General features: G+C 44.4%; 15 protein-coding genes. All 15 read right to left on the bottom strand.

All coding sequences use genetic code 11. The annotated features are described in order from the left end of the window. Nucleotides 1-437: 437 nt before the first annotated feature. The 15 genes from IGI66_RS15545 to IGI66_RS15475 all read right to left on the bottom strand — a co-directional run bounded on the left by IGI66_RS15545 (nucleotide 438) and on the right by IGI66_RS15475 (nucleotide 25,552). Nucleotides 438-2,234, bottom strand: a complete 1,797-nt coding sequence (locus tag IGI66_RS15545; protein ID WP_438849507.1) for a heavy metal translocating P-type ATPase — start codon at nucleotides 2,232-2,234, stop codon at nucleotides 438-440. Nucleotides 2,235-2,460: 226 nt separating this feature from the next. Continuing rightward, the gene (locus IGI66_RS15540; protein ID WP_438849506.1) at nucleotides 2,461-3,528 is read right to left on the bottom strand and encodes an LPXTG cell wall anchor domain-containing protein; all 1,068 of its coding nucleotides are present in this window, start codon (nucleotides 3,526-3,528) and stop codon (nucleotides 2,461-2,463) included. 167 nt (nucleotides 3,529-3,695) lie between these two features. Then, nucleotides 3,696-4,388: a response regulator transcription factor gene (locus tag IGI66_RS15535; protein ID WP_086304914.1), complete on the bottom strand. Its 693-nt coding sequence runs from the start codon at nucleotides 4,386-4,388 to the stop codon at nucleotides 3,696-3,698. A 9-nt stretch (nucleotides 4,389-4,397) separates the two neighbouring features. Next, on the bottom strand, nucleotides 4,398-6,965 hold the full coding sequence (locus tag IGI66_RS15530) for a DUF4118 domain-containing protein (protein ID WP_431378506.1): 2,568 nt from the start codon (nucleotides 6,963-6,965) through the stop codon (nucleotides 4,398-4,400). A gap of 71 nt (nucleotides 6,966-7,036) precedes the next feature. Next, nucleotides 7,037-7,561: a potassium-transporting ATPase subunit C gene (locus IGI66_RS15525; protein ID WP_438849505.1), complete on the bottom strand. Its 525-nt coding sequence runs from the start codon at nucleotides 7,559-7,561 to the stop codon at nucleotides 7,037-7,039. A gap of 16 nt (nucleotides 7,562-7,577) precedes the next feature. Next, a complete protein-coding gene (gene kdpB / locus IGI66_RS15520; protein WP_438849504.1) occupies nucleotides 7,578-9,608 on the bottom strand; it encodes a potassium-transporting ATPase subunit KdpB in 2,031 nt (676 codons plus the stop codon). Between the two features lie 15 nt (nucleotides 9,609-9,623). Beyond that, a complete protein-coding gene (kdpA, locus tag IGI66_RS15515; protein WP_438849503.1) occupies nucleotides 9,624-11,300 on the bottom strand; it encodes a potassium-transporting ATPase subunit KdpA in 1,677 nt (558 codons plus the stop codon). Nucleotides 11,301-11,584: 284 nt separating this feature from the next. Further along, a complete protein-coding gene (locus IGI66_RS15510) occupies nucleotides 11,585-12,829 on the bottom strand; it encodes an MFS transporter (protein ID WP_438849502.1) in 1,245 nt (414 codons plus the stop codon). 101 nt (nucleotides 12,830-12,930) lie between these two features. Continuing rightward, a complete protein-coding gene (locus IGI66_RS15505) occupies nucleotides 12,931-13,701 on the bottom strand; it encodes a Cof-type HAD-IIB family hydrolase (protein WP_438849501.1) in 771 nt (256 codons plus the stop codon). 111 nt (nucleotides 13,702-13,812) lie between these two features. Next, entirely contained in the window at nucleotides 13,813-20,004 is a 6,192-nt protein-coding gene (locus IGI66_RS15500) for a SpaA isopeptide-forming pilin-related protein (RefSeq protein ID WP_438849500.1), read from the bottom strand. Beyond that, on the bottom strand, nucleotides 19,979-20,125 hold the full coding sequence (locus tag IGI66_RS15495; protein ID WP_162787373.1) for a hypothetical protein: 147 nt from the start codon (nucleotides 20,123-20,125) through the stop codon (nucleotides 19,979-19,981). Before IGI66_RS15495 ends, IGI66_RS15500 begins: the two co-directional genes overlap by 26 nt. Continuing rightward, nucleotides 20,115-21,647, bottom strand: coding sequence for a helix-turn-helix domain-containing protein (locus tag IGI66_RS15490; protein WP_438849499.1), 1,533 nt, complete (start codon nucleotides 21,645-21,647; stop codon nucleotides 20,115-20,117). The genes IGI66_RS15495 and IGI66_RS15490 overlap by 11 nt, the downstream gene beginning before the upstream one ends. Before the next feature lie 315 nt (nucleotides 21,648-21,962). Further along, nucleotides 21,963-22,361, bottom strand: coding sequence for a VOC family protein (locus tag IGI66_RS15485; protein ID WP_010779221.1), 399 nt, complete (start codon nucleotides 22,359-22,361; stop codon nucleotides 21,963-21,965). A 155-nt stretch (nucleotides 22,362-22,516) separates the two neighbouring features. Continuing rightward, nucleotides 22,517-23,305, bottom strand: coding sequence for a lysostaphin resistance A-like protein (locus IGI66_RS15480; RefSeq protein ID WP_438849498.1), 789 nt, complete (start codon nucleotides 23,303-23,305; stop codon nucleotides 22,517-22,519). A 162-nt stretch (nucleotides 23,306-23,467) separates the two neighbouring features. Further along, complete coding sequence (locus tag IGI66_RS15475; protein ID WP_010779219.1) at nucleotides 23,468-25,552, bottom strand: BglG family transcription antiterminator; 2,085 nt, start codon at nucleotides 25,550-25,552, stop codon at nucleotides 23,468-23,470. Between the last annotated feature and the right edge of the window lie 18 nt (nucleotides 25,553-25,570).

Raw genomic sequence — 25,570 nt, 5'->3', positions numbered from 1 at the left:
AACGGTCTTGCAAAAAGCTGTAACTTGGTTTAAATGACACAAAAAGTCACCCTTCTTCTACTAGAAATCCCTGCGCAAATGAACTTCTGAAATAAGTGTATCATAACGAAAAACGCTTTCAAATAAATTAGATTGCAAATTATTGCGCAATCTTTCAAAATAATTATTTCACTTTATTTGTACGCCATTTTTAACTCATTTTTCCCATTCATTCGGTCAATTATATAGAAGAAATTGGAACGGTCTTTATATGCTTTTGAAAACAAATCAATCTATGCATAAAGTTTTCTTTTTAATACGCCTACAGTCGAATAACAGAATTTGAATAGATTTTTTTTGTATTTGAAACTTGATCACACTGCAAAATCGTTATTTTAAGAATTGAGTCTGCTGCTAAAAAAAAACGCAAACCCCTAAATCTAGAGATTTGCGTTTTTTTAGTTGTCTTTACGTGCTCTCAAGGCTGATAAAATCGATACGGTATCGATCACTTCTTGTAGCGCCGCACCCATTAATGCAGGAATAACACCTGTGCTTGCGATCAGCATTAGTATTACACAAATGACGATCCCTATAAGGACGGATTGACGTGCGATGCGCATCGTGTCTTGAGAGAGTCGAACCGCTTCTGACACACGACTTAAATCATCCTTTAAAATAACCGCATCTGCACTTTCACTTGCCGCAGTTGATCCATGGGCACCCATAGCGATACCGATATCAGCAACGGCTAATGCCGGGGCATCGTTGACCCCATCGCCCACCATGATTCCTGGGCGGTCCGCTTCACTCAAGGTTTTAATAACGTTAATTTTCTCTTCTGGCAAACATTCTGCGTGGACTTCAGTGATCCCTACTTCGCGAGCAATTTGATCTGCAATAACTTGGTGATCTCCCGTCAGCATGATGGTTTTCTTGATGCCTAGTTCCGTCAGCGCCTTGATCGTTTCGGCGGATTCCTTGCGAACAACGTCTGTGAAGGTGATGTAACCGATGGACTCACCTTCGATAGAAACGAATACGGCTGTTTTTTCTTTGCTCAAGGACACCGCTGATCCTGCGAAAGCCGCTTTCCCAACGCGAATCTTTTTGCCCTCAACGATAGCTTGAATCCCTTGACCCGTGACCTCTTCTAACTCTGAAACTGGGTACAAGGTCATTTTTTGGTCTTTGGCGTAGGTGACAAGCGAACGCGCTAAAATGTGGCTAGACTCTTGTTCCCCGCTTGCTGCATACGCGATCAGCGCCTCTTTGGAATAGTCCTTTGAAGTCGGATGAATCGTGTCGACCGATAGTTTTCCTTCTGTCAGTGTCCCTGTTTTGTCAAAGGCCACACTTTTTGCCCGTGCTAATTTTTCAATCGTCGTTCCTGTTTTTACGACGATCCCATTACGGCTCGAGCGGCTCATCCCCGCCACTAAAGCCACCGGTGCCGCCAAAATCAACGGACAGGGTGACGCAACGACTAGCACCTCTGCGAAACGGACAGGATCTTTTGATACAAACCACGCGACGCCACCGATAACATACGCAATCAAGGTGAAGGGCACCGCATACCGATCGGCCAGTCGAACAAAATGAGCAGGCTGTGCTTCGGATTCTTTGACCAGTTTTACTAACGTTTGGTATTGACTGTCTTTTGCGGCCTTTGTTACTTTGAACCGCAATGCTGCGTCACCATTGATCGATCCAGACATCAGCTCATCGTTAGCTTTCTTTTCAATGGGTTTAGACTCGCCTGTCAATGACGACTCATCCACAAACGATTCTCCCGCAACGACCCGACCATCTACCGGCACCAGTTCTCCCGGTTTCACTAAAATCAACTCGCCTACCTGAACGTCCTCCACCGCAAGATCGTCAATCGTTTCTCCTGTTACTCTATGGGCCACCTGCGGCGAGTTGTCTAAAAGCGAACGCAGTTCGCGGCTGGCCTGATGGCTGGCATAATCCTCTAAGCTGTCTCCGCCAGTCAACATGATCAGCACAACGAGACTTGCCCAGTAATCTCCAACAAGCAATGTCGCGACGATCGCTGTGATCGCCAAAATGTCCACGCCATATTTCCCTGAACGCAAGGTTTGGATCATCCCGACCAGCATAGAGATCGTCATTATTCCTCCAATGATCGAAACCAGCCAAAATGCCCATTGGCTTTGATGGAAACCAAATTCCAAAATTAGTGCGACGAGTCCAACCATCGCTGTTGACAAAAATTTCTTCCGATTACTCATACCTTTGCGCCTCCATCTTTCTTCAATAAAAGAGTACTACTCTGATTCTTTAATTGAAAAAAGAAACGCTTAAATGAGAAAGATAATCATTAACAGTTGATTTTGTAACTTCACAATTTAAAATAATTACAATTAAGCGCTTTAACAATTTTGCCATTATCCTTCAATCATTGTGAACGATTCCAATCAAAAAAACCGACTAAAAGTCGGCTTAGTAAAGACGTGCTTAAGATTTACGCTTGATCACCAATAGGAGTGCTCCGAGTAAACTAAACATCCCTCCGAGTACCAGCAATCTATCTGAAAGTGCTTCGCCAGTCTTTGGCAGCATTCGATAAGAAGAAGTCGATTCTTTATTCCTCTCCTTCTGCACCAGATGAGGATTTACTGACCGTTCATTCACTCTTTCTAGCGAGGATCTATGTACCTGAACAGTGTTTTTTACTGGGACTTCCGTAACGCTTGATTCGGTTTTTTCAGAAGGAACCGATTCTGTAGGCTTGGTGCTCGGCTTTTGACTTGGTTTTTTACTTGATTCGGTACTTGGTTCGGTACTTGGTTCCGTACTTGGTTCCGTACTTGGCTCTGTACTTGGCTCTGTGCTTGGCTCCGTACTTGGCTTGGTGCTTGGCTCTGTGCTTGGCTCGGTACTTGGTTCTGTACTTGGTTCTGTGCTTGGTTCCGTGCTTGGTTCTGTACTTGGTTCCGTGCTTGGCTCTGTACTTGGTTCCGTGCTTGGTTCCGTGCTTGGCTCGGTCGTAGGAGGAACGAGTACAGGCGGAGTGCTGTCATGCGAAACGTAGGATTTGTCTTCGATCACGGTTTGGCGTTGGCTGTATGGCGTTAAATGGTTCGTATCTCCAGGGCGATTATCGGCTACTTTTACAGTGAACAGGCGCGTCTCACTGTTGGGGATCGGTTCGATCAGTGTAATAAAAAAGCTGAACTGCGCTTGCTTTTGATTTTCGTTAAATTGAAGGATTGAATCATAGTCGATTTGTATACCTTGGCCAACATTCTCGAATGCTATCTGTGCCTGACGGATCGCTTCAATGTCTCCTGAAAAAGAGACGGTCGCGGATACTTTTACGGGCTTGCCTAAAGGCAACTTCGCAACGCCCGAATTAAATAGAGAAAAAGCATCGGTAAATGTGATGTTATTTGTATTTGCCCATGTTGCTTGCGCAGCAGTTATTGGTGTTTCCTCTGTCATCACTGCTTTTACGTTCATTGCAGGCGCCAGTGGTACAGCGAAAAGCAAACAGGTCGAAAATAGAAGGGCTTTTCTTTTCAAGTGTATTCCTCTTTTCTTTGATATCTGTAAAGAGAATAACTTGAATAACAGTATTTATATTATGCTTTTTTTATAGAAAATCCTCTAATTTTAAATAAAGTCCAACTTTTCTCCACACAAAAAAGGAATCTCCACTCATGCAGAGATCCCTGTTTTTTTGAAGTAGGCTATCGGTCGGTGCGATGGTCTCGGAGTCGATAGCCTACACCGATCTCCGTGACTAAGTATTCAGGTTTCAATGTGTCCGTCTCGATTTTTTTTCGGATATTCGACATATTCACCCGCAACGTTTGGGAGTCGTTGCTATAAGGCCCCCAGACTTCTGTCATCAACGTTTGGTACGTCACGACTTTTCCTAATTGACGAAACATCAACGCCAAAATTCGGTATTCGTTTTTCGTCAGATGAATCTCTTGTCCGTCTTTGTAGACTAGCTGCTTTTCAAAATCAATCGACAACGTGTTATTTTCTATTATTGGAGAAGTCGCTGCTTGCGTATTTTTATGTCGAAGAGCCGTACGAATACGGGCAAGCAGTTCGTTGGTGCCAAAGGGTTTAGTGACATAATCATCCGCGCCTAGATCTAAAGCTTTTACCTTTTCTTCTTCATTGTTCCTAGCTGAGATGATCACGATCGGCAGCTCCATTCGCTTGCGAAGGATCTTCAGCAGGTCCATGCCATCAATGTCCGGCAACCCTAGATCCAGCAGCACCAAATCAATAGCGGTCGTCTGAAAAGCCGTCAACGCCTCCATTCCAGTACGCGCGATCGTCAGTTGATACCTCGCTTGATCCAAAACGACTTCCATAAAATCCGTGATATTCGGATCATCTTCAATCAGTAAAATAGATGGGTTCATAGCCTTTCCTCATTTCAAATAAATTCTAACAAGCGTCTTGCCTTCCTTTACATCGATGGTCATTTTTCCGTTGTGGGCGTGAATGATCGTCTTTACGATGCTTAATCCGATCCCCAGCCCATTTTTGGAATCCACCGACACTTCATTTGCGCTGGAAAGATTCGACTGGATTTTTTGAAATTGCTTCAGTGGGATTTCCCCGTGATTCTCAATCTCAAAAACCGTTTGCCCCTGTTCTTGATAAACAGTCAGCTTTACTGGTTGCTCCTTCTCACCATGTCGGAAAGCATTTTCTACAAGGTTGAAGAGTGCTTGCTCGATCAAAATAGGGTCTGCTTGGATGAAAATCACGTCATCTGGCAATTGGACCGCCACTTGTCCTTCAGGATAGACTTTTTTTAGATGCTTATACACCGCCTCAATGATTTCCTCTACCGGTTCCGCTGTTTTCGTCACCTTCATCGTGTCCATATTGATACGCGTGATAGATAACAAATTCTCCACCATACGAATCAGCCATTGCGACTCTTCCTGGATGTCACTTAACAGTTTTTTTCGTGTTTCTTCTTTTAATTCATTCCCGGCACCTAAGGTTTCGGCAATTCCAGAAATAACAGTTAAGGGCGTTCTCAAATCATGGGAAACTGCACGAAGCAAATTGCTGCGGACTTTTTCCCGCTCATTCTCTAATTCGACCTGTTCTTTTTCGTCCTTCAATTCTGTTTGTTCTAAAATAACAGCGATCTGCGTCAAAACCAGCTTCAAATAATTCAACTGATCGTTTTCTAATTCAAGACCCGCGTTTCGTTCGATCCCTAAAACAGCCAATGTTTTTCCGCTAGCGACGATCGGTAAATAAAAACCTTTTGCCCCGATCAAGGTGTCCGTTCCATTACCGGCTTCCTTTTGATTTTTTGCAGACCAAAAGGCCACCGCTGCTTCGTCCTTCGTATCCAAGAGGGACGGGCGCTGATCCACTCGGTGATTGCTCTCCAATTTGGCCTGACGATCAAAAATGATCACTTCTCGTTCCAGCAGTCTGGACAAATACGTCGCAGAAATATCGAGAATCTGCTGCCGGCTCTCCGCCAAAACATATTGCTTGTTTAATTCATAGAGGATCTCCATTTGATGTTCTTTCTCCATGGCGCTCTCCGCTTGTTTTTTTAATCGAACCATAAGATTACTGATCATCAGCGCCACCACGAACATGATGACGAGTGTGATGGGGTAGCCCTGCTTATAAACCGTCAGTGAATACAGCGGTGCGACAAAAAACCAGTTGAAGGATAGCACGCTCAAAATCGAGGACAAGGCACTCCAAAAATAACCTGAAGTCGTGCGTGCCACAAGCAAGATAAAGAAGATATAGACAAGCATCAAGTTTTGATCACCCACATGGATGTATTTCATCAGCTCCGTCACGATCGTTGCTAAAAAAACACCGCCGATCGCGATTCCTAGATCTTTTCCGCCGCCCTCAATGACTTTGCGTGTTTTAAAAAACAAGGAATGTTTTTCCTCATTAAAGGGGATCAAGTGCAATTCTGTGTCGCTCAACCGCCGCAGCAACCGATCATCAAAGGCTTCCGTAAACAGCTTCTCGTACCAAGGCTGCCGCAGATTCTTTCCCATAATGATGTCAGTCACACCGGTCATTTTTGCGAACTCCACGATGGTCTCAAAGCTGTCCTCTTCCTCGATGCTGATCACTTCCGCCCCAAGCTTTTCAGCTAAAGGGATATTGGTGGGTGTATCGTCCTGCAAACGTACTTGGATCACTGTCCATTCCGCGCCTAGTCCTTGCGCCAAACGAGCGGTCCAGCGAATGCATTTTTCAGTCATTTTAGGAAACGTATCATTTACCACCGTTAGTAATTTATTTTGGATTCCGGTTCGTTTACCGCTGATCCGATTGATATGGTCAGAGGCACGCTGGATTGCCAGCCCTCGCAGCTGGTCTAATTTTTGGGGAATGAAGAAATTTTGTAACGCCCGTTTCGCATTTTCGTTGGCGTAGATTTTTCCCTGCTCGAGACGCTCGATCAATTCATCCGGCTCCACATCTATGACCTTGATCGTTGCTTGTTGTAGAAAGGTATCGGGAACTGTCTCTTTCACTTCGATCCCCGTCACCTCTTCAACGATATCGTTCAAGCTTTCGATGTGCTGCACATTGACAGTCGTGAACACATCGATTCCCGCATTCAGCAATTCATCAACGTCCTGATACCGTTTGCGGTTTCGCGAGCCTATCGCATTCGTGTGGGCCAGTTCATCGATCAAAACGATCTCCGGTTTTTGCCGAATGATTTCATCAATATCCGGCTCATTTAACAGGATTTCCTTATAATGAATTTTCTTCGGGGGGATCTGCGGCAATCCTTCTAGTAGGCGATTGGTATCTGGTCGGTCATGGGGTTCAACGTAGCCCACCACCACATTTTTTCCCATCAGCAACAATTCATGCGCCTCCGCCAGCATTCCGTAGGTTTTCCCAACCCCTGCCGCGAAACCGAAAAACACACGCAAACGGCCGCGTCGGGCGTCTCCTAATTGTTTGTTTTCCTCTTCCATCAGCGTCCCCCTTTCTCCCACAACAATTCCCTAACCATTGAGCGCGGTCAGAGAATTGCTTGTTCTGCTACTTACAGTTTATCTAATGCTAAGTTCAACTGCAAAACATTGACATAATGACGGTCAGAAAACCAATCCTTTTGACTGTTTTCTTCTATTATAGTACGAATGCTCTGCTGACTCACCTTTCGTTCTTTGGAGATTCGCGAAACTTGGAATTCCGCCGCCTCTAGACTGATATTCGGATCGACGCCGCTGGCTGAAGCCGTTACGAGATCATTTGGAACATTCTTTTCTGTCGGATTTTTTGCCAGCTCGGCTTTGGTCCGTGCGTCGACTAGGTTCTTTTGCTCAGAAGAAACGGGAGACAATTGACTGACTTTTTCACTGCGGCCGGAAAAATACTGGGCTTGCTTGAATTCCTGACCAATGAGTGTTGAGCCGACCACTTGGTTGTTCCTTGTGACTTGACTGCCATTCGCTTGGTCTGAAAAAAATAATTGACCGATCCCAGTAACGGCCGCTGTGTAGAGCCCGCCAAAAACGATCACACTCAGCAGAAGAAAACGCAGACTGCCTAAAATACTCTTTTTCATTGTACTTGCTCCTTCGTTATAAAATGATCAGTGAAAGGATCATATCGATTAGTTTGATAAAAATAAATGGCGCGATGATCCCTCCTAGTCCGTAGACGAGTAGATTGTGCCGCAAGATTTGACTCGCCGGCTTTTCTTGATACTTCACGCCTTTTAATGCCAGTGGGATCAGCGCCACGATCACTACCGCATTGTAGATAACTGCGGATAAAATCGCCGTCAAGGGACTGCCTAATGACATGACATTCAACCGATCCAGTTGCGGATAGATGCTATAAAATAACACAGGTATCACCGCGAAATACTTGGCGATATCGTTGGCAATACTAAACGTGGTCAAGGCGCCCCGCGTCATCAACAATTGCTTTCCGATTTGAACGACCTGCAGCAGCTTCGTGGGGCTTGAATCTAGGTCGATCATATTCCCCGCTTCCTTGGCGGCCTGTGTTCCAGTGTTCATCGCCATCGCCACATCCGCTTGCGCCAGTGCCGGCGCATCGTTGGTACCATCTCCTGTCATGGCGACAAGGTGTCCCTTTTCTTGGTATTCACGAATCAGATCCATCTTGTTCTCTGGCGTTGCTTCTGCCAGAAAATCATCCACACCAGCTTCCGCCGCGATCGCAGCAGCCGTCAAGGGATTATCTCCGGTGATCATAATAGTTTTGATGCCCATTTTGCGCATATCGCCAAATTTTTCTTTGACGCCATTTTTTACGATGTCCTTCAAGTAGACGACACCCATCACCCGATTATTTTTTACCACTACTAGCGGCGTTCCCCCTGATCGCGCAATCTTATCAACGATCTCATCACATTCAACGGGGTAGCTTTCGCCGTTGGCCTGCACGTATTTTTTCATGGTATCCGCCGCACCTTTGCGAATCACATCTCCCCGGTAATCAATGCCGCTCATCCGCGTCTTCGCACTGAAATCAATAAATTTCACTTCAGACTGCTGGAACGCTCTTTCCCGTAGATTGAATCGCTCTTTGGCTAGGATCACAATGCTTCGTCCTTCTGCCGTTTCATCTGCCAAGGAGGACAACTGCGCAGCGTCTGCAAGCTGTTCTTCACTGACACCGTGGACGGGGATGAATTCGCTGGCACGTCGATTGCCCAGTGTAATGGTTCCTGTTTTATCCAATAAAAGAACATCGACGTCCCCCGCCGCCTCAATGGCACGACCGCTCATAGCAATCACATTTTCCTTTGTCAAACGGCTCATGCCAGCGATCCCAATAGAGGAAATCAAGGCGCCGATCGTCGTTGGTGCCAGACAGATCAATAACGCGATCACGATGATCATTGATAGTGCCTCTCCCTTTCCAGATAACTGACTGCTAAAAGCCGTAAAGGGAACTAACGTGATGGAGACGGTTAAGAAAATGATCGTCAGTGTGATCAGAAAAATTTGCAGCCCGATCTCATTCGGTGTCTTTTTTCGTTGGGTGCCCTCCACCATCGCGATCATTTTGTCCAAAAACGATTGCCCATTTTCGGAAGTCACTCGAATCACCAAATAGTCAGAGACCACCGTTGTCCCACCAGTCACCGCACTTCTATCGCCGCCAGATTCACGAATAACAGGTGCCGATTCACCGGTGATGGCACTTTCATCAACAGAGGCTGCGCCTTCGATTACGTCACCGTCTGCGGGAATTTGTTCTCCGGCACGGACGTACACCAAGTCGCCGCGCTTCAAATCAGAGGAACGAAGCTCGATAAAATTTTCGTCCTTAATATCTTCTAAGCGATTGATTTTGTAAGTCATGACTTCCTTCTTCGCTTCTTTCAAGCTATCCGCCTGCGCTTTTCCGCGCCCTTCGGCAACCGCTTCAGCAAAATTGGCAAAGAGCAAGGTCAACCAGAGAAAGAGTGTCACAGAGATACTAAACCAAACCGGTACACGCATGGGGTAAAAGCATAATACGGTCGTGATGATGGCGCCCAGATAGACAACAAACATCACCGGATTTTTAATTTGCTGGCGCGGGTCTAGTTTTTTGAAGGACTGACCCACTGCCCATTGATAGATTTTCTTCATTTTTATTCACTCCATCTAGTTCAGTGTAAAAAATTCTGCGATTGGTCCAAGGGCCAAAGCGGGTAAAAAGCTTAACGAACCGATCACTAAAATAACAATAATCAGCATTGAGACAAAGGTTGGGCTGACCGTCGACAAGGTTCCAGAGCTCAAGGCGGCTTTCTTTTTGCCTCCCATGTTTTCAGCCAAGAACAAGATCGCGACGATCGGCAGGTATCTTGAGACAGTCATCAATACGCTCCCCAAACCGTTTAAAAATGGGGTGTCCGCGGTTAATCCGCCAAAGGCACTACCATTGTTATTGGCTAAAGAGGTTGCAGCATAAAGTAATTCACTGAATGCATGCGGGCCGCGATTGGTCAGCCAGCTCATGACCTCAGGATGCAGGATTAAGGCCATCGCCCCGAAAAGCGTCAGCATCAAGGGTGTTAAAATAACTAAACTCGCCATTTTTATATCAAAAGCTTCGATTTTCTTTCCTAAATATTCTGGCGTCCGTCCCACAAGCAGTCCAGCGATAAAAACAGCAAGCAGCAGAAACGCGAGCATGCCATAAAGACCGCTGCCGGCACCGCCGAAGATGATCTCTCCTAACTGCATCAAGAACATTGGGATAGCGCCCCCCAATGGTGTGAAGCTGTCTAGCATCGCATTGACCGAGCCGTTGGAGGCGGCAGTCGTTGCGACGGACCACAAGCTGGACCAGCCGACACCGAAGCGTACCTCTTTTCCTTCCATATTGGCCGAGCCAAGGACCCGCGCAAATTCTGGTCCATAGTATTCACTCATCGCGACACCGATAAACGCAAGTAACAGGAAGAACAAGGAAACGACCATGATCGTCCGGCCCTGCTTCCAATCCTTCACCCAGAAGCCAAAAGTAAAAATCAAGGCGGCTGGAATCAATAGGATCGCGATCGTTTCTAAAAAGTTTGAGAAAATCGTCGGATTCTCAAAGGGATAGGCGGAGTTGGCTCCGAAGAAACCGCCGCCATTGGTCCCAAGCTGCTTGATCGCCACTTGACTAGCCACCGGTCCTAAGTGTAACCACGAGCTTCCTCCCTCTAGCCCCTGATAAGAAAAGCCTGATCGAAAGGACTGCACCGTTCCCTGTGAAATAAGCAACACGGCGAAAACGATCGCCAACGGAAGCAAAATATACACCAAGCTGCGAGTCAAATCCTGCCAAAAATTTCCTAACGCTTTCTTTTTCACCTGCGAGATTCCTCGCAACAGCGCCACTAAAACAGAGATACCCACACCTGCCGAAACAAAGTTTTGTACAGTCAATCCAAACATTTGAGACGTGTTCGACAAGGTCGTCTCACCTGCATAGGCCTGCCAGTTCGTGTTCGTCACAAAACTTACAGCCGTGTTGACGGCTAAGGGAAATGAAAGATTTTTTACCGCTGCACCCCCCGGCAAAAAGTGCTGCGTCATCAATAGAACTGTCAGTAATACCACCGAGAAAAAACTAAGCAGTAAAATAGTCATCGCGTAGCGCTTGGCGGACATTTCCTTTTTACTGATGGGACCGATCACCTTATAAAACATTCTCTCGATTGGCTGCAGAAACCGCACGCCTTTTGGGATCGCGCCCTGCATGATCTCCTTGATGTACCAGCCCAGCGGCACCGCTAATAGTAATAAAACAAACAAGAAAAATAGTCCTTGATAGATGATGCTGCTCATAACTCTTCCCCCTTAAATAAAAACCAGAAAAGATAGATCATGACTAGAAGTCCGATAATTCCTAAAATAATCGTCATTTCATTTCGCTCCTTTTACCCCCGCTTATTAAATCAAGGGGCCTTTGTTTACCTTCTAAGCATAAAAAAAAAGACCTAAAGATAGTGTGAAACTTGATGCCATTTCTTTACACGATCTTTATACGGTCTTCGAGGGGGTTAAAGCATCGGAAACGCAAAAAAACAAGGTACGAATGTGTCGCACCTTGTTTTTGCTTTTATTACCAGCTACTTTTTCACTGGATTCAGGTCACTTTCTTTGGTTTCTTTAAACAGCCAATAACAGACGCCTGAGATCAGGAGAACCAGCACGCTGATAAGCAGGACAGGGATAAATACGCTTGCCGCTGAATTTCTAAAGATGAGGCCCATCAATAATTGCCCTAATGGCACCGCGCACTGGGCGACGGCTACGATGGTCGCCATGACCTTCCCTAAATTTTCCCTCGGCGTGATTCGTTGGACCAGCGTAATCAAGTAGATCGAAATGGCACTGGCCATCATTCCGATAATGATTTCCATAATCAGTACAAGGAAGAAGCCGACCGTTGCGTTGGTCATACTCAGCAGAATATTGGTCACTAGCAGGACGATCCCAGAATACGTAAAGACACGGTAAAAATTACTAAACGTAACGTTCTTCGTCAAGGGTCCTGCGAAGATGGCTCCAAGAATACTAGCCAAACTAAATACACCCATCCCAACACCGTACATTGTGTCATTCACCTGTAAGGTCATTCGTAAAATAACAGGAAGTCCTACTATAAAGAAAGACGTCAAAACATAATTCACTGCGGCTGCGATGAGGATCGACTTAAAGATCACTTGATTGTTCTTGACTTCCTTGAAGCCATCCTTTAAATCGTCCGTCAAAATCTGCCTCACGGTCCCTGAAGAGCTCTCGCGTTTTTCAAAAGGAATCTTCAAAAAGCTTTCGATAATCGCTGCGATCACGAAGAACACGACACTGCTGGCGACCAATAGTTTCGCGCCCATTAATCCGTAGAAGATCCCGCCAATGATCGGTGCAACAACGTTTGACAATTGCAGAATCCCATTTGATAGCCCGTTGATTTTTTCCAGCTCACTTTCTTCTACTAATAGAGGAATACTCGCGCCCACCACCGGTGTATCAAAGCTGCCAATGATCGCGAGAATAAAAATGAGCAGACCGATGCCAAAAATTGATTGAGAGGTCCCAACAACTAAAAATAACAATGCTGCAATGATCGCATTGCACACATCCATCAATACCATCAGCACTTTACGGTCATACCGGTCAGCGATCGCTCCGCCTATTGGCGCAAACAAGACCGGAATACTTGAGATAGCCAAGACAGTGGCGAAAATATCCGCCCGTCCTGTAATATCTAATACAAATAACGACAGTGCAAATCTCAGGATCGCACCCCCGAACACTGAAATGACTTGCCCCAACATCAAATAACTAATATTTCTTCGATTTCCCTTCACAACGTTTCCCACTCCCTCATATTGAATACATTCAGCTTAACGAATTCTTAATATAAGGGCATCCGCCTAAAGTCTCATTCCCTTCTCACACTTTAGTATCTTTAAGGAAGCAAATGATAGTGCTTCAGACCTTCGATCACGCCCTGCTCAGATTTCGCAATGTAGGTTGCTTGTTGTTTTAAACCCTCCGTCGCTTGCTTCACGGCGACGCTATGATCCACTAATTGGAACATCGTCAGGTCATTGTCGTTATCTCCAAAGGCATAGGTCACTGATTCTGAGGTGGCGCAGTGATCCAAGACTCTCTTGATCGCCGTCCCCTTAGAACTATTTTTTGGCAAAAGGCTGACCGCTAAAGGTGAGAAGCGAATGCGATCAGCTATCTTCTCTAGTTTTCTCGTCACTTGATCTTCTTTTTTACTGTCCAGATACAGGTTCATAAAATTGACAGGCTGCGTTTGATAAAACGTTGGAGCGATCGGAACATTTTTCTGACCTAGAAGAGCGCCATGTTCGCTTACTTCTCCTGTCATTTCTGTGACAGCATACCCTTGCTGGTTAAAATAACCGGCGGCGACACCCATTTCAGCCGCGACCGTGAGAATCGCTTCAATTTCAGACGAAGAAAACGTCTCGTTCACGATCTCCTTTCCATTAAAAAAAGCGTAACACCCATCTGATAAAATATAATCGTTGACCTGCAATGCCTGCAAAATAGGTTTGACTTCATAATAGCTGCGCCCTGTCGCGATGACCGGCTGGACATCCGTTTCTCGCAAGTGCTCAAAGGCCTCGATTATTTCTGTTTCTAGCTCCAAACCGTAGCCGCGACACAAGGTCCCGTCCAAGTCAAAAAAGATCCTCTTTTTCATTTACTCACCCTCTCGCATTTACTTACTCCTTCCATCAAGAATATAGCGCTTTCATTTTTTTCGCAATAGGAAAACGACCTAAAGCCCTGTCACTGCTCTAGGTCGTTCTTATTAATGCTTTCGTTTTCTGTAATATAGAATCCCCGCGATCAACACGATTCCCACACCTGCGACAAGAAGCCACGGATTTCGTGTGTCATTTGTCTTCGGATAACTTCCGCTTGCTGTTTCGGAGGTCGTTGGTTTATTGGATGATTTGGGAACGTCGGGTGCTTTCGGCGATTCTGTGTTTACAAATTTTCCTAAATCTATGGTTGCCGGTTTGTTTTTTTCTGAAGAGGCAATAGTAAATCGGCGTTTCTCCTTGCTGAGGGCATACCCAGTGGGGGCCTTTTTCTCCGTAAAGTAATAGGCTCCCGGCGCCAAGCGGTCTACTGAGAGTTGCCCCTGTTTGTTAGAGGTGTATTCTCCGACTTGTTTGCCATTGTCGTGATGCAGTGTGAAAACAGCACCTGTTAGAGCAGCATTAGATGAAGAAACCTTTTGTAATTTGACTGAACCCTGATAATTGATAACGTCTGCTAAAGTGATCGTTTTTGGCTTGCCTTGCGTTTTTGTCGGAACAGTAAAGGTGATTTTTGCTTCATTGAGCACGTAATTTTCTGGTGCTTTCGTTTCAACGAGCTGGTAGCTGCCAGGAACCAATCCTTTCGCAACGACCTTTCCGTCTTTGTTAGAAACAAGCTTTTCTGTTTCTTTTCCTGCTTCGTTCAAGACCGTTTGTGTTTTTCCTTTATTGTCTTGAATTTCAAATTCGGCCCCCGCAAGAACCTGTCCATGGTCGTTCTTTTTAGTCAATGAGACAGAGCCCTTTTCGTTTACGAAATCGCCCAAATTGACTTTATCAGGTTTTCCTAATTGTCCAGTTATATCGAAAGGATGCGGCGTTGTATCCAAAATGTAGCCTTTAGGCGCTTTGGTCTCAACGATCACGTAATGTCCTTGACTTAAGCCTTGGAAGTAAATCTCCCCTTTTTCGTCTGAAGAAATCGTGTTGTCAGGATACTCGGCGCCTTCGCGATCCTTCACAGAAAGCGGATCTCCTTGCGGCTGATTTTGATCGTTGGCCCGATAGACTTGATAGGCTGCGTCCTTCAGCGCCTTTTTCTGATCGTCGACTTTACGTCCGATGACCCCTGATTCGTAATTCTTGAAATCAAGGTTGTCGATGTTCGGGTCTTGATCCGCATTTTCCTTGACGACAAAGTAGATCGGCTGCTGATTCAGAATGTATCCCGGTGCTGGTTTTACTTCTTTGACGAGATACTCTCCTGCACCTAACCCTGAGATATTCAAAAGACCATTTTCTGGTACAGTGATCGTCCGCACAAGCTTTTGGTCGCCGTTGACGATGTGATACAGTTCAAATTCCGCACCAGCGATCGATCCGCCTTCTCCGACTTTCGTGATCTGTGCTCGTCCACGGAAATTTTGGAAGTCGCCTTCTTGTTGAATCTCCGGTTCACCGTATGCACGATCAGTGACCGTCACTTGAATCAACGCCGGATTGATGACATAATCAGAACCTTCTGTCACAGTTGGCGCTTTGGTTTCTTGATAATAATAACTGCCGGGCGCTAAATCCTTGAAGGTCACTTTCCCGTTTTTATCGCTGACGGCTGTTTTGTTTAGTGGTTTTTTATCTTTGTCATAAAGAGTAAACTCGGCGCCTGCTAAGCCGTCGCCATCTGTATTGCGTTTGACGAGTTGGAAACCGCCCTTGTAATTGATGAAATCTGATAATTCGATGACTGGGACCTTCCCTTTATGGGCCTCATCGATCGTGAAGCTTAATTTTTTCTCATTCAATACATACCCTTCAGGCGCCTTCGTTTCCACAAATGTGTATGCGCCGGGCGCTAAATGATCCACGTGGACCTTCCCTTGCTCGTCCGAGGTGAGCGGTGTCTGATTGACATTGTCGCCTTTTGAGTCTAATAGATCAAACTCGGCACCTGCCAACGAACGGCCAGCGTTGTCTTTCTTCACAAATTCGACAGCACCCTTCTCATTTGTTAGCTCTAATGGGCTGCCATCTGGCTGTGTGGTCACGGTTTTCGGTTTGTCTTGAGCACCAGAGGCGATGGTAAAGGGTACCTCGGTGGAATTGAGGATATATCCTGAAGGTGCTTTGGTTTCGACAAACTTGTAATCTCCTGGTGCTAAGCCTGTCGCTGTCACTTTCCCATCCGCTTGTGAAACCAACGGCTGCTGATTGACTTTTTTTCCCTTGCTGTCGATCACATCAAATTCGGCACCTGCTAAAGGATTGCCTTCACTGTCTTTTTTGATCAATTCGGCACTGCCTTGATAGTTTGGATAATCAAATTTATTCAGCGGCACCTGCTGCTGACTGTTGCGATACACTAGGAAGTATTTCGGCGCGGTGTTGATCATATACCCAGTAGGTGCTTCGATCTCTGTCATCCGATAAAATCCTAGCGGCAGGCTGTCGATTTCGAGAACCCCGTCACTATTCGTACGATCTGGGTTTAAGGCTACCGGGTCCCATAAAGAACCGTTTGGCGCCAATGGATCTAATCGCTCTAGTTTAAAACGTGCACCTGCCGTGATGCCATTTCCCAGCTTGATCGGCTGTCCATCCGCGTCTGTTTTTTGCAGGATCACCTTGTACCGCTCATTGGGAATCGTTAATGGCGCTGCATTTTCTGCAGATGTTTTTTCATTGATCGTGATTCTGCGGCCGTCGATGAGCTCATCTGAAATCGTGAAGCCTTCTGGTGCGTGCGTCTCGATCAACAAGTATTCACCATAAGGCAGACTGCCGAATGTCAATTGTCCATTACTGTCGACTTCGCCTTCACGCAGCATTTGCGTTTTGGTTGTGTTCCATAACTGGAATTTCGCCCCAGTCAGTTTTGTTTTCTCATCGGCTTCTGTTTTCTGGATCGTCAGCTTGCCTTTTTTCCCATTCGCAGAGCCGCCGCTGTGGTCCACCTCGACCGTCACGTCTTCCCCGTCTCCACCAGAGATCGTCTGTTCATTGTCTCCAGTGACAGTTATTTTATTTGAGACGGTGTCCTTGCTGCCGCTGGCACTTGAGGTGATGTAGCTCTTGTATTCCAATTGATAGGCGGTGTCGATCTTATGAAGCATCGTGATCGTCAACACCTGCTTGCCTGTCAGATTGTCCGTTGTCAGCGCCACCTGATAATCTTCATTCAAGGTCAGTGGCTTGTCATAGTTTGGCGTGACCGTTCCATCAATGGCAACGGTTGTTTCGTAAAGCTTGATTGACGATTGGTCAATGACTTGATTTTCCGTGGGTTCGTCTTTGATCACCACATCACTCAATGTTGACTGCGAAGGATTGATCACGGCTTTCCAGTCAACGTAATCGGGGTTCTTGCTATCCTGCTCACCAGACTTTTGAACATACTTTCCGCCATTTTTTACGCTGACTTCTCCAGTCACATCTCGCTCATCATGATCGTTTTCATACTGCGCAACATTGTCATACTTATTCGAGCCTTCGATGATTTTTCCGGCGACGGAGGTTTTAAACTCGATCAAATAGGTCGTCGCCACGTTTTCTGGAAAATCGATCGTTAAGGTTTGATCGTTTTTCTCACTAGGTTCATCGAGTGTCTTCATGTCCTGATTAACAGAGGTTTCCGGTTGTTTCTTTTCTACCGATCCATCCTTTTTGACTTCTGCCTCATACACGTTCACTGAACCTGCCACATACGCCTGATTTTTAAGGATCTGATCGACTAATTGCGCTTCTTTTAAAGGGTTCCCGCTTAAATTAACAGCGATCGTCCAAGTGATCTCTTTCGTTTGTGCGTTGTATTGCCCGCTTTTTTGCGCGTTCAATTGATAAGGATCATTGGGCTTAAAGTCGTGACTGCCATCTGAATGATGGTCATTTCCAGACTTGTCTTTCCAATCAGCCGCCATATTGTTTTTAAAGCGGTCCTTGTCTGGGTTGTTGGGGTCCAACAATGACACATCAAAATCTGTGTGATAATTGATCACAAATTCAGAACTTGTCGGATTGTACGGGTTAAGAAAGACGATCTTGAAGCCGGTCTCTTCACCTGCCGCATTTTTGGTCAATTCAAGCGTATAGTCTTTGCCAGGTTCCAACACTTTATTGCCAGTCACGTCGCGAATTTCAAGATCGGGCGTTTTTCCATCTGCCTTCATGGACATCGTTAATCCTGGAGTCGGTGAATACGTGTCTGTCAGCTCCAAGTTTTCCATGTAATAATGATTTTTATTGATAGCAATCTGCCAGCCCGCTTTACGTGTCGCGTAATCCACATCTGTCAAATTTTTAATGACGTTTTGTTGCTGAGCTGTCCCTGAATCACTGCCTGTGTCTCCCGTCCCAGTAGCAACACTGTTATCCACTTGGGTCGGATCTGTGACGATACCATTGACCTTTGTTTGATAATCCATGATGATCGCTTGGTCGATGTCGTGCAAAAAGTTTATTTTAAAGCCGTGACCATCGGGATTTGGAACCAATTCGTAGTCTTTTCCTTCTTCTAACGGTGGGCCCTTTGTCTCATGTCCCTGCGCATCAAAAGTGATCGGGTAAAGTTTCACGGAGCCGTCCACCAAGTCCATGTTCTTACTGATGGTATCTGTGATCGTCGCTTGATCTTTAGAAAGATGCTTCTCTCCGTAGTTGTACTTGATCTCCCAATTGAAGGTTTGTCCATTAGGGTCGTAGCCCGTCATACTTTTTTCCACGGGTTTGCCGTAATTTGTCGTCACTGTAGCCTTCGCGTCGATCCCATCAGGGTCGTTTTTATCCGACAAGGTCGCGTGATTCGTAAAGCTGACTTTGCCGCCGTTTTCCGGCTTGGCTGAGTCATCAATCGCGGTTTGATACACGAGTCGATAGGCTTTGTTCGTATCGCCTTTGACTGTAACATTCCCATTTGCATCTACGGTATAGTCACTCGGATTTAGCTCACGACCGACTTCCTTTACCGTCCCGTCTAGATTCATGACCAGTTCGTAGACCTTGACCGATTTGTAATTGATCCCCTCAGGCCAGTTTTCTGTAACGTTCGGATCTGTTAAATGCTCCATCGACTGATTGACATCGACGGTCCATTCCACGTTGTTAGGATTGGGGGTACGATCAAAATGCCCTTTCTTATCGATCGAAGTTTCTGTATCTGGACGAATTTCTACATCGACTGGCGGAATATCATCCTCCACAGGATAATGAATCGTGATGTCTCCCGGTCCATCGATGTGCTCTTGGTTAAACTGTGCATCAAAATAAAAGCTTCCATTAATATCGCTTTGATTTTCGACTTCCTCCGTAAAGGTAAAGCGAACATTGCCGTCCTGATCAACGGTATAGGTGGCATACACTTCGCCATCCGCATTTTTCAATTCCCCATTGAGAGGTTTTGACGGACGCAGCTCTTCCGGCAGCTTGAAATCAAAATAGTCCCCCGCTTTGATCTGGCTGCGAACCTCCTCTGGAATACTCCAAGCATAATAAATCCGCACATGCGTGTTCGCTGGCACCGGCGGCTCGATGATATTTCCATCATCGTCAAGATAAACAAGGTTTGACCCTGTCAAAATTGTCCCGCTTCCTCCAGGAAAATACGTCCGAATGTCCGTTCCGTCTTCTGCTTTGGCGGCTTTTTTATCTGATTTTTTTGGTTCAGATGAAGCAGACGGCTGTGTACTTTGCGCCGTCTCGCTTGTTGACGTGGTCGTAGTTGCAGGAGGCGTTTTGCTGCTTGTGCTTGAGTCGTCTGCACTGCTGGCTTCAGGTGCGTCGCTTGAAGCACTCGTTGAAGTGGCGGACGTACTTGTGTCTGTTTTTGGAAATTGATAGCTGACTGTCTGCTCCTGGTAACTGAAGTCCACTTGCTGAAGGTCCTTCAAACGCTCTTGCTTCAACGACAAGTGCACAATACCTTTTCCGCTTGCCGCAGTTGGTATCTCGATCTGCTGAGCATTTTCAACAGTCAGTGCAGTCGTCTGCCCATTCTGTTCAAGTTCCGCGTGATCAATAATTGCTTGTGACGAGCGGATCTTCACAGGTATTTTATCTGTTGTCTCCGTTGTTTGAAGCGTCAGCTCCAATTGAGTCTCTGATTGACCTTTGGAAACATTCTCCAGCTTCAGCGAAGGAGATTCTCTTTCTTCAGCCAACGACGTTAAAGGCGTCAATGAATTTAATAAGATCAAAAAGGTCATAAATCCATAGACCCATTTATCTACCCGTTTTTTGTTTGTCATCTTCTTTAACTCCCTTACTTTTTGATAAATAGCGCCATTGACTGTTATAACAAATAATTGCACCTGTTATTTTCAAAAAACGCGCTTTTTCAGAATCATTTTTGGAAATTTCAACAATCACTCCTGTATTTCTTAACCGAAACTCCCTCTAACACGTCATTGATCCGAGACATATCCACGATAGACAACGCTTTAGAAACGACGACTGTTTCCGCTTCAGGATAGACCCTGCAGAGTTCTGCCATGTTGCCCGTCGTCAGCAGAACATCCACCGGCAGCTCGTGACAGTCGAACACGTCATGGAATTTTAAATTGTAGAGGTAGCTAAAATAGCCATTGATTTGCTGGATGAATTTTTCCATTAAAAGACCGGACATGTCACTTTCGATCATGACATGGATCGGCACTTCATACTGGCAAGGCTCGTCTAAAAAGAAGATATTTCTCAAATAACTAATCAGCAAATAATCCACTTCTAAAAAAATGGGGTTGCGGGATTCCCTATAGAGATCCGTGATAAAACGCCTCGTCTTCGCAACGAGCTTCGGGTACCGTTTAAAAAAAGTATGCCGAAACGTGTTGCCCGTAACATCCGTGTTGAAGCCTTTAAAATAGTAGGCAAAATAATGACTTCCCGTGACATAAGCTCGAAATCGAACCTGTTCCTTTTCCTCGATCGGACGAAAGACCTCTTGAAAGCGTGTCATCATGAGATCAGTGGCTAAATAGATCGGTCCTTTTTCATCTGCCAGTTTCGCCAATGAACGGTCCAAAATCTCCTTTTTTAAAATGTCCATCGTTTCCGGGAGCACCAGCCATGCGGCAAAAAAGAACGGAATCTCTGAATGCTTGTCATTGACGATTCCGTGAAGCTCTCCGATTCTTCTTTCAAAACAAGGATATAAAAAGCTTTGCTTCAGCGGCTTCGCAAATGCTGGGGTAATCTGAACAAAGTTTCCTTTTCGCGTGCGGATCGTCGCTTCCGCAAATAGATACGCCATCTGTTTCTTATGCCCCAGCGGAATCTTCGAATAAACAGTTGCTTCGTTGTTGAGCAAATCCTCCACGAACGTTTCCATCAGGCGTTCATCGACATACTTGAAGGGCCAAGAACTTCCTCGGTAGACGCTCCAATAAAAGATTCCCATAAACATACGGATCTGATGTTCTTCCCCCAGCAGCTTCGCACGCTCCCGACCAATTTCTATGGAATAATTTGCCAACAGTTCTTGGATCTTGTTCAAATCTCTGCGAACGGTCGACTCACTGATGAAGTGACGCATCGCGTAACTTTTGACGCTCTCGAATTCCTCCGTCAGCAGCGACTCCAGCATACCGACTGTTGCGCATTGCTTCACTATGAATGTGATCAATTCATAAATATCTGCGTCATTTTCTACATTCAACGAGACCCCTCGACTTTTCGAGAGTTCAAATGTGAATTGATCCGGCCGAAACCTTGCGACTTGATTCGCCAGATCATTGATCGTATTTAAGGTCGTACGCTTACTCAGTCCCAATTGATCCCCAAGCCATTCGCTGGACACCCACCGACCGTTCGTCGAATTCAGTAATAACAGCATGCGACGCTGGTAAAAGGTCTTCCGATCAAATAAGCTTTCAAAAAAATCTTTTCGTTCCATTACATGTATCCATCCCTTTTTTCGATCCTGTCTAATCGTTCATTCATTCTTTCATTGCTAGCATCATAGTAAATAAATAAAAAAAAGGGTAACAAAACACTCGTATTTTTATCGTTTCGCCGAATAAAGTAAAAAAAATAAGGCATTTCAACCAATAAAACGACGATTTGCAAAATTGAAATTTTGTTTCTCATAATTTCTCTTTTAAAAAGAAGCGGTAGTGATTCTTCCTTCTCATTTTTACTAGGTATTCACTCGTGTGCCTATGCGAAAAAAGTCACGACCTCCTAAAAAGCCGTGACTTTAACGGTGCCCTTACATCTCCATCCAAACAGGTTCAAACTGGTTGCCATCGAGATCCGTGATCTCTAGACTAAACATTTGATCTTCTGGGATTCCCATGTCTACCGCAAAATAATCGCCGCCGTTCGCTTTCGCTGCATCCGCGATCTTTTTCACCACTTCAGGACTTTCAACAGAAAACGCAGTCAATGCACCGCTTTGGCTTCTGACATCCGCAATTTCTTTGTTTTTAAGGAACAGCCCGTAAAACTCATGGCTCAACAGCATGATCCAAAAATTGTCGTCCCATCGCATAGAACTGGAATTCTCATTCGACATTTCCTCTACTTTTGTGAACCCTAATTTCGTATAAAATTCCGTTGAGGCCTGGACATCTTTCACTGGGTAATTGGCAAATACCATCGTTGACATTTTTCTTAACCTCCCTATTTAAATTTTCTTCTATTATGCAAAAATCCCTCGAATAAAACAAAGAAATCGCTTGCAATAAAGTGAACAAGTAAAAGCTTCATTAACGTTTTTAAACAACAAAAAAGCGACAGTCTCTGAGACTATCGCCTTCCCTATTAGCCCGCGTTCTCACTGAACTGATCAAGGATCTCTGCGTGCTTGCTTTTTCGTAAAATAAATAACGCCACTAAGATAAATACGACGGTCGTTAACAGTTGCACCAGTATACCTCCGCCGCCGGTGGAACTCGTTGGTGCGATGCTGCCGCCAGACGCAGCGATACTCGTGAAATCATTGACGCCATGAAGCAATAACGGCCAGATGATGTTTCTTGTTCGTAAAAACAACGCGCCCATGTATAATCCTGAGCCGAAGGTAGAGACCGTCTGCATCAATACGCCGGAAACATCTCCCGGTGAATAGTTCACGATCAAATGACTCAAAGAAAACAGGACACTGGTTACGATCACAGACATGTAGATCGCTTGACTGCCCGTATAAGAACGAAAAATCGTTGTTTGCATGACCACTCGGAAATAAAGTTCTTCAAATAATGCAGCAAACAGCCCCAAAATCGCGGAACTAAGAACGATCGACGCCACATTTCCATGACTCTTAGACAGATTGACCATTGTCCCAAATACCATGACCGCTAAATATAAAAGAACAGGAATCACTACGATGATCTGTGATAAAAATCGTTTGCCAGAAAAGAACTTCGGACGAATTTTCAACAAATATTTTCCTAAAAGATACGTAGCAATCAGCATGATCGTATTTTGAATCACCAATTTGCCAGCAACTGGCAAGCTCTTGGGAATGATCGCAGGAATTATAAATAACAAAACAATGACAATGATCCAGCTTATGATCAGTTTCCCCCATAGCTCTGACTTTCTCTTCATAACTTTCCCCCCTAATTGTAAAACAATCATACTAAACTCTGAAAAAATTGGGAAATATTTGATTTTAGGTGAGAGGGGTTATTATAAAAAAAGCCATTTTATAAACAAATTAGTTAAAATAAATTTTATACTGGTACCTGTGTTGAAAGCTGCTTTTTAAGACTATGGGTAAATATATTTTTTAATCCATTGGTATGCATCGTTACTTGAAGAAGCGTGATCAAGCATTTTGAAAAATTCGGGCTGATCAATCAATGAAACAAGTTCAGCTAACGCTGATAAGTGTTTTTTATTGTCCACAGCAGCCAATGTAAAGATATATTTCATCGGTGTCAGGCCTAATATTTTTATTGGTTTTTTTAACACCGTTATTCCTAACCCCACTTTTTTTACTCCGTCCTCTGGTCGAGCGTGAGGCAAAGCGACATGATCAGAAATCACCATATAGGGTCCTTCTTCATAAGTCGTCTGAATGATTTTATCAATGTACCGACGACTAACGATGTCTGCTTCGATCAATGGAGTGGCAGCAACATAAAATGCTTCTTCCCAACTATTCGTTGCAAGTCCTAACTGTATGTAATCTGGTGAAAGAATATCAGATAACCGTAAATCTGTTATTTCTGATTTCTCATTCAATTTGTGTTTTGCGTGATTGATTTTCGGCTGTCTTAAATGTCGAACAAGTTCCTTTCTCAGCACAGCTTCGTCTTCTATCTTCGTATACTTGCTTATGATGCTCATAAGCTCCTCAAATTGATAATCACTTGATAGATTTCTTGTACTATTTTGAATTTCTTGAACCAAACTATATTTCTCATCGATGGACATGATAGGATTGACCGTATAAACCGGTTTTTTTAATGAGAACAGACGTATATTTGGAACCGTAGTAAAAATCATATCATAGTCTTGCTTCTTTTTATAAATTTCATTGGTTTCTATGGGTCCTATAAAAATCATTTCAGGAAATAAATTTTTTAATTCATTGTAAATAATAGCAGAGCTGCCAATGCCATTCGGGCATACAATGATTCCAACCTTTCGTTTTACCTGATACTCATCGTTGTCATTGATCAATGAAGCGAAATGGATAGTTAAAAAAGATATCTCTTCATCTGGAATCCGTGTACCAAATAAATTTTCGATTGGTTTCATCGTTTCTCTAACGATCTGAAACAAGTCAGGATATTCTTGAATAATTTTCTTGTTTAATGGATTGATAATTGGCAGATGGAAAAACAGGCGATAATAAGCGGGCCGAAAATGGCTGTACAGCTGCTTTCTTACGTTACTTTTCTCCTTAAAGCGAATACCAGACAATTGTTCAAATCGATCAAAGATGCGTTCAACAAGTTCATTGATGATGGAGTAATCTGGTGTCTTTTCCGATGCATCTCCAATCGCCATTCCCAGCATCCAACCACAAATATACAAGACAGCGTACTTATTCTCGATTGAAAATTTTTTTAATAAACTCACAGAGAAAGCATATTCTTTCATTTGATAAAAAGTTTGAAAGCTATAGTTGTCATAAAATTCTGCCCATTCTTTGTTTAGACGGGGCAACAAAAAAATCAGCATATAACTAAATTCAAGAAGGCGGTTTTCAACTAATGAAATCGAGTAGCGATCGAGCTCATCAGAAATCTGGCGAAAGGTTTGTTCTTTTTCAATTGAGCTTTCGTTAAATAGAAAGTAGTCCCACAAGAAGCTACCATTATCCGAGCGTAAATCTTCCAGCACTAGTTTCATAAGATGATACCGCAGAAGGGACTCGTCTCCTGACAAAGTATACCCATTCTTACGATCATAGTTTATTTGGATCGAGATAGATTCCAATTCTTTTTCTACTTTTTTCAGATCGTTTATGAAGGTCGTCTTCCCTATATCTAGCACCTCTAAAAAGTGATTTACTGACAGATACTCATCAGTATGATAAAAAAGCATGAGGTAAATGTATTTTTTTCGTTCGTCAATATCCATCTCATATTGACGATAAATCTGATCATTCGAGAAAAATTCAACTAAAAATAGACGACTGTCATCGGATAAGTGAAAATAGTTTCCATCAAACCAAACAGGAGGAAGCGTTTCTTCAGCTAACAATTCATTCACTTTCGTAATGACATAATCAATTTGAACTTTCGTCAGCTTCAAATGGGTGGATAAATTTTTAGAAGAGATAATCGGTTTTTCAATCAGCTTGAGTAAAATCTGACGTGTTCGTTGATCAACTTTTTGCATCTCGTTTCCTCCTGTTCT

Origin of the sequence: Enterococcus sp. AZ048 (assembly GCF_051715125.1) — a bacterium.
Classification (GTDB): Bacteria; Bacillota; Bacilli; order Lactobacillales; family Enterococcaceae; genus Enterococcus_A; species Enterococcus_A gilvus.
The sequence above is the reverse complement of the archived record's forward strand: the minus strand, read 5'-3'. Positions and strand labels throughout refer to the sequence as shown.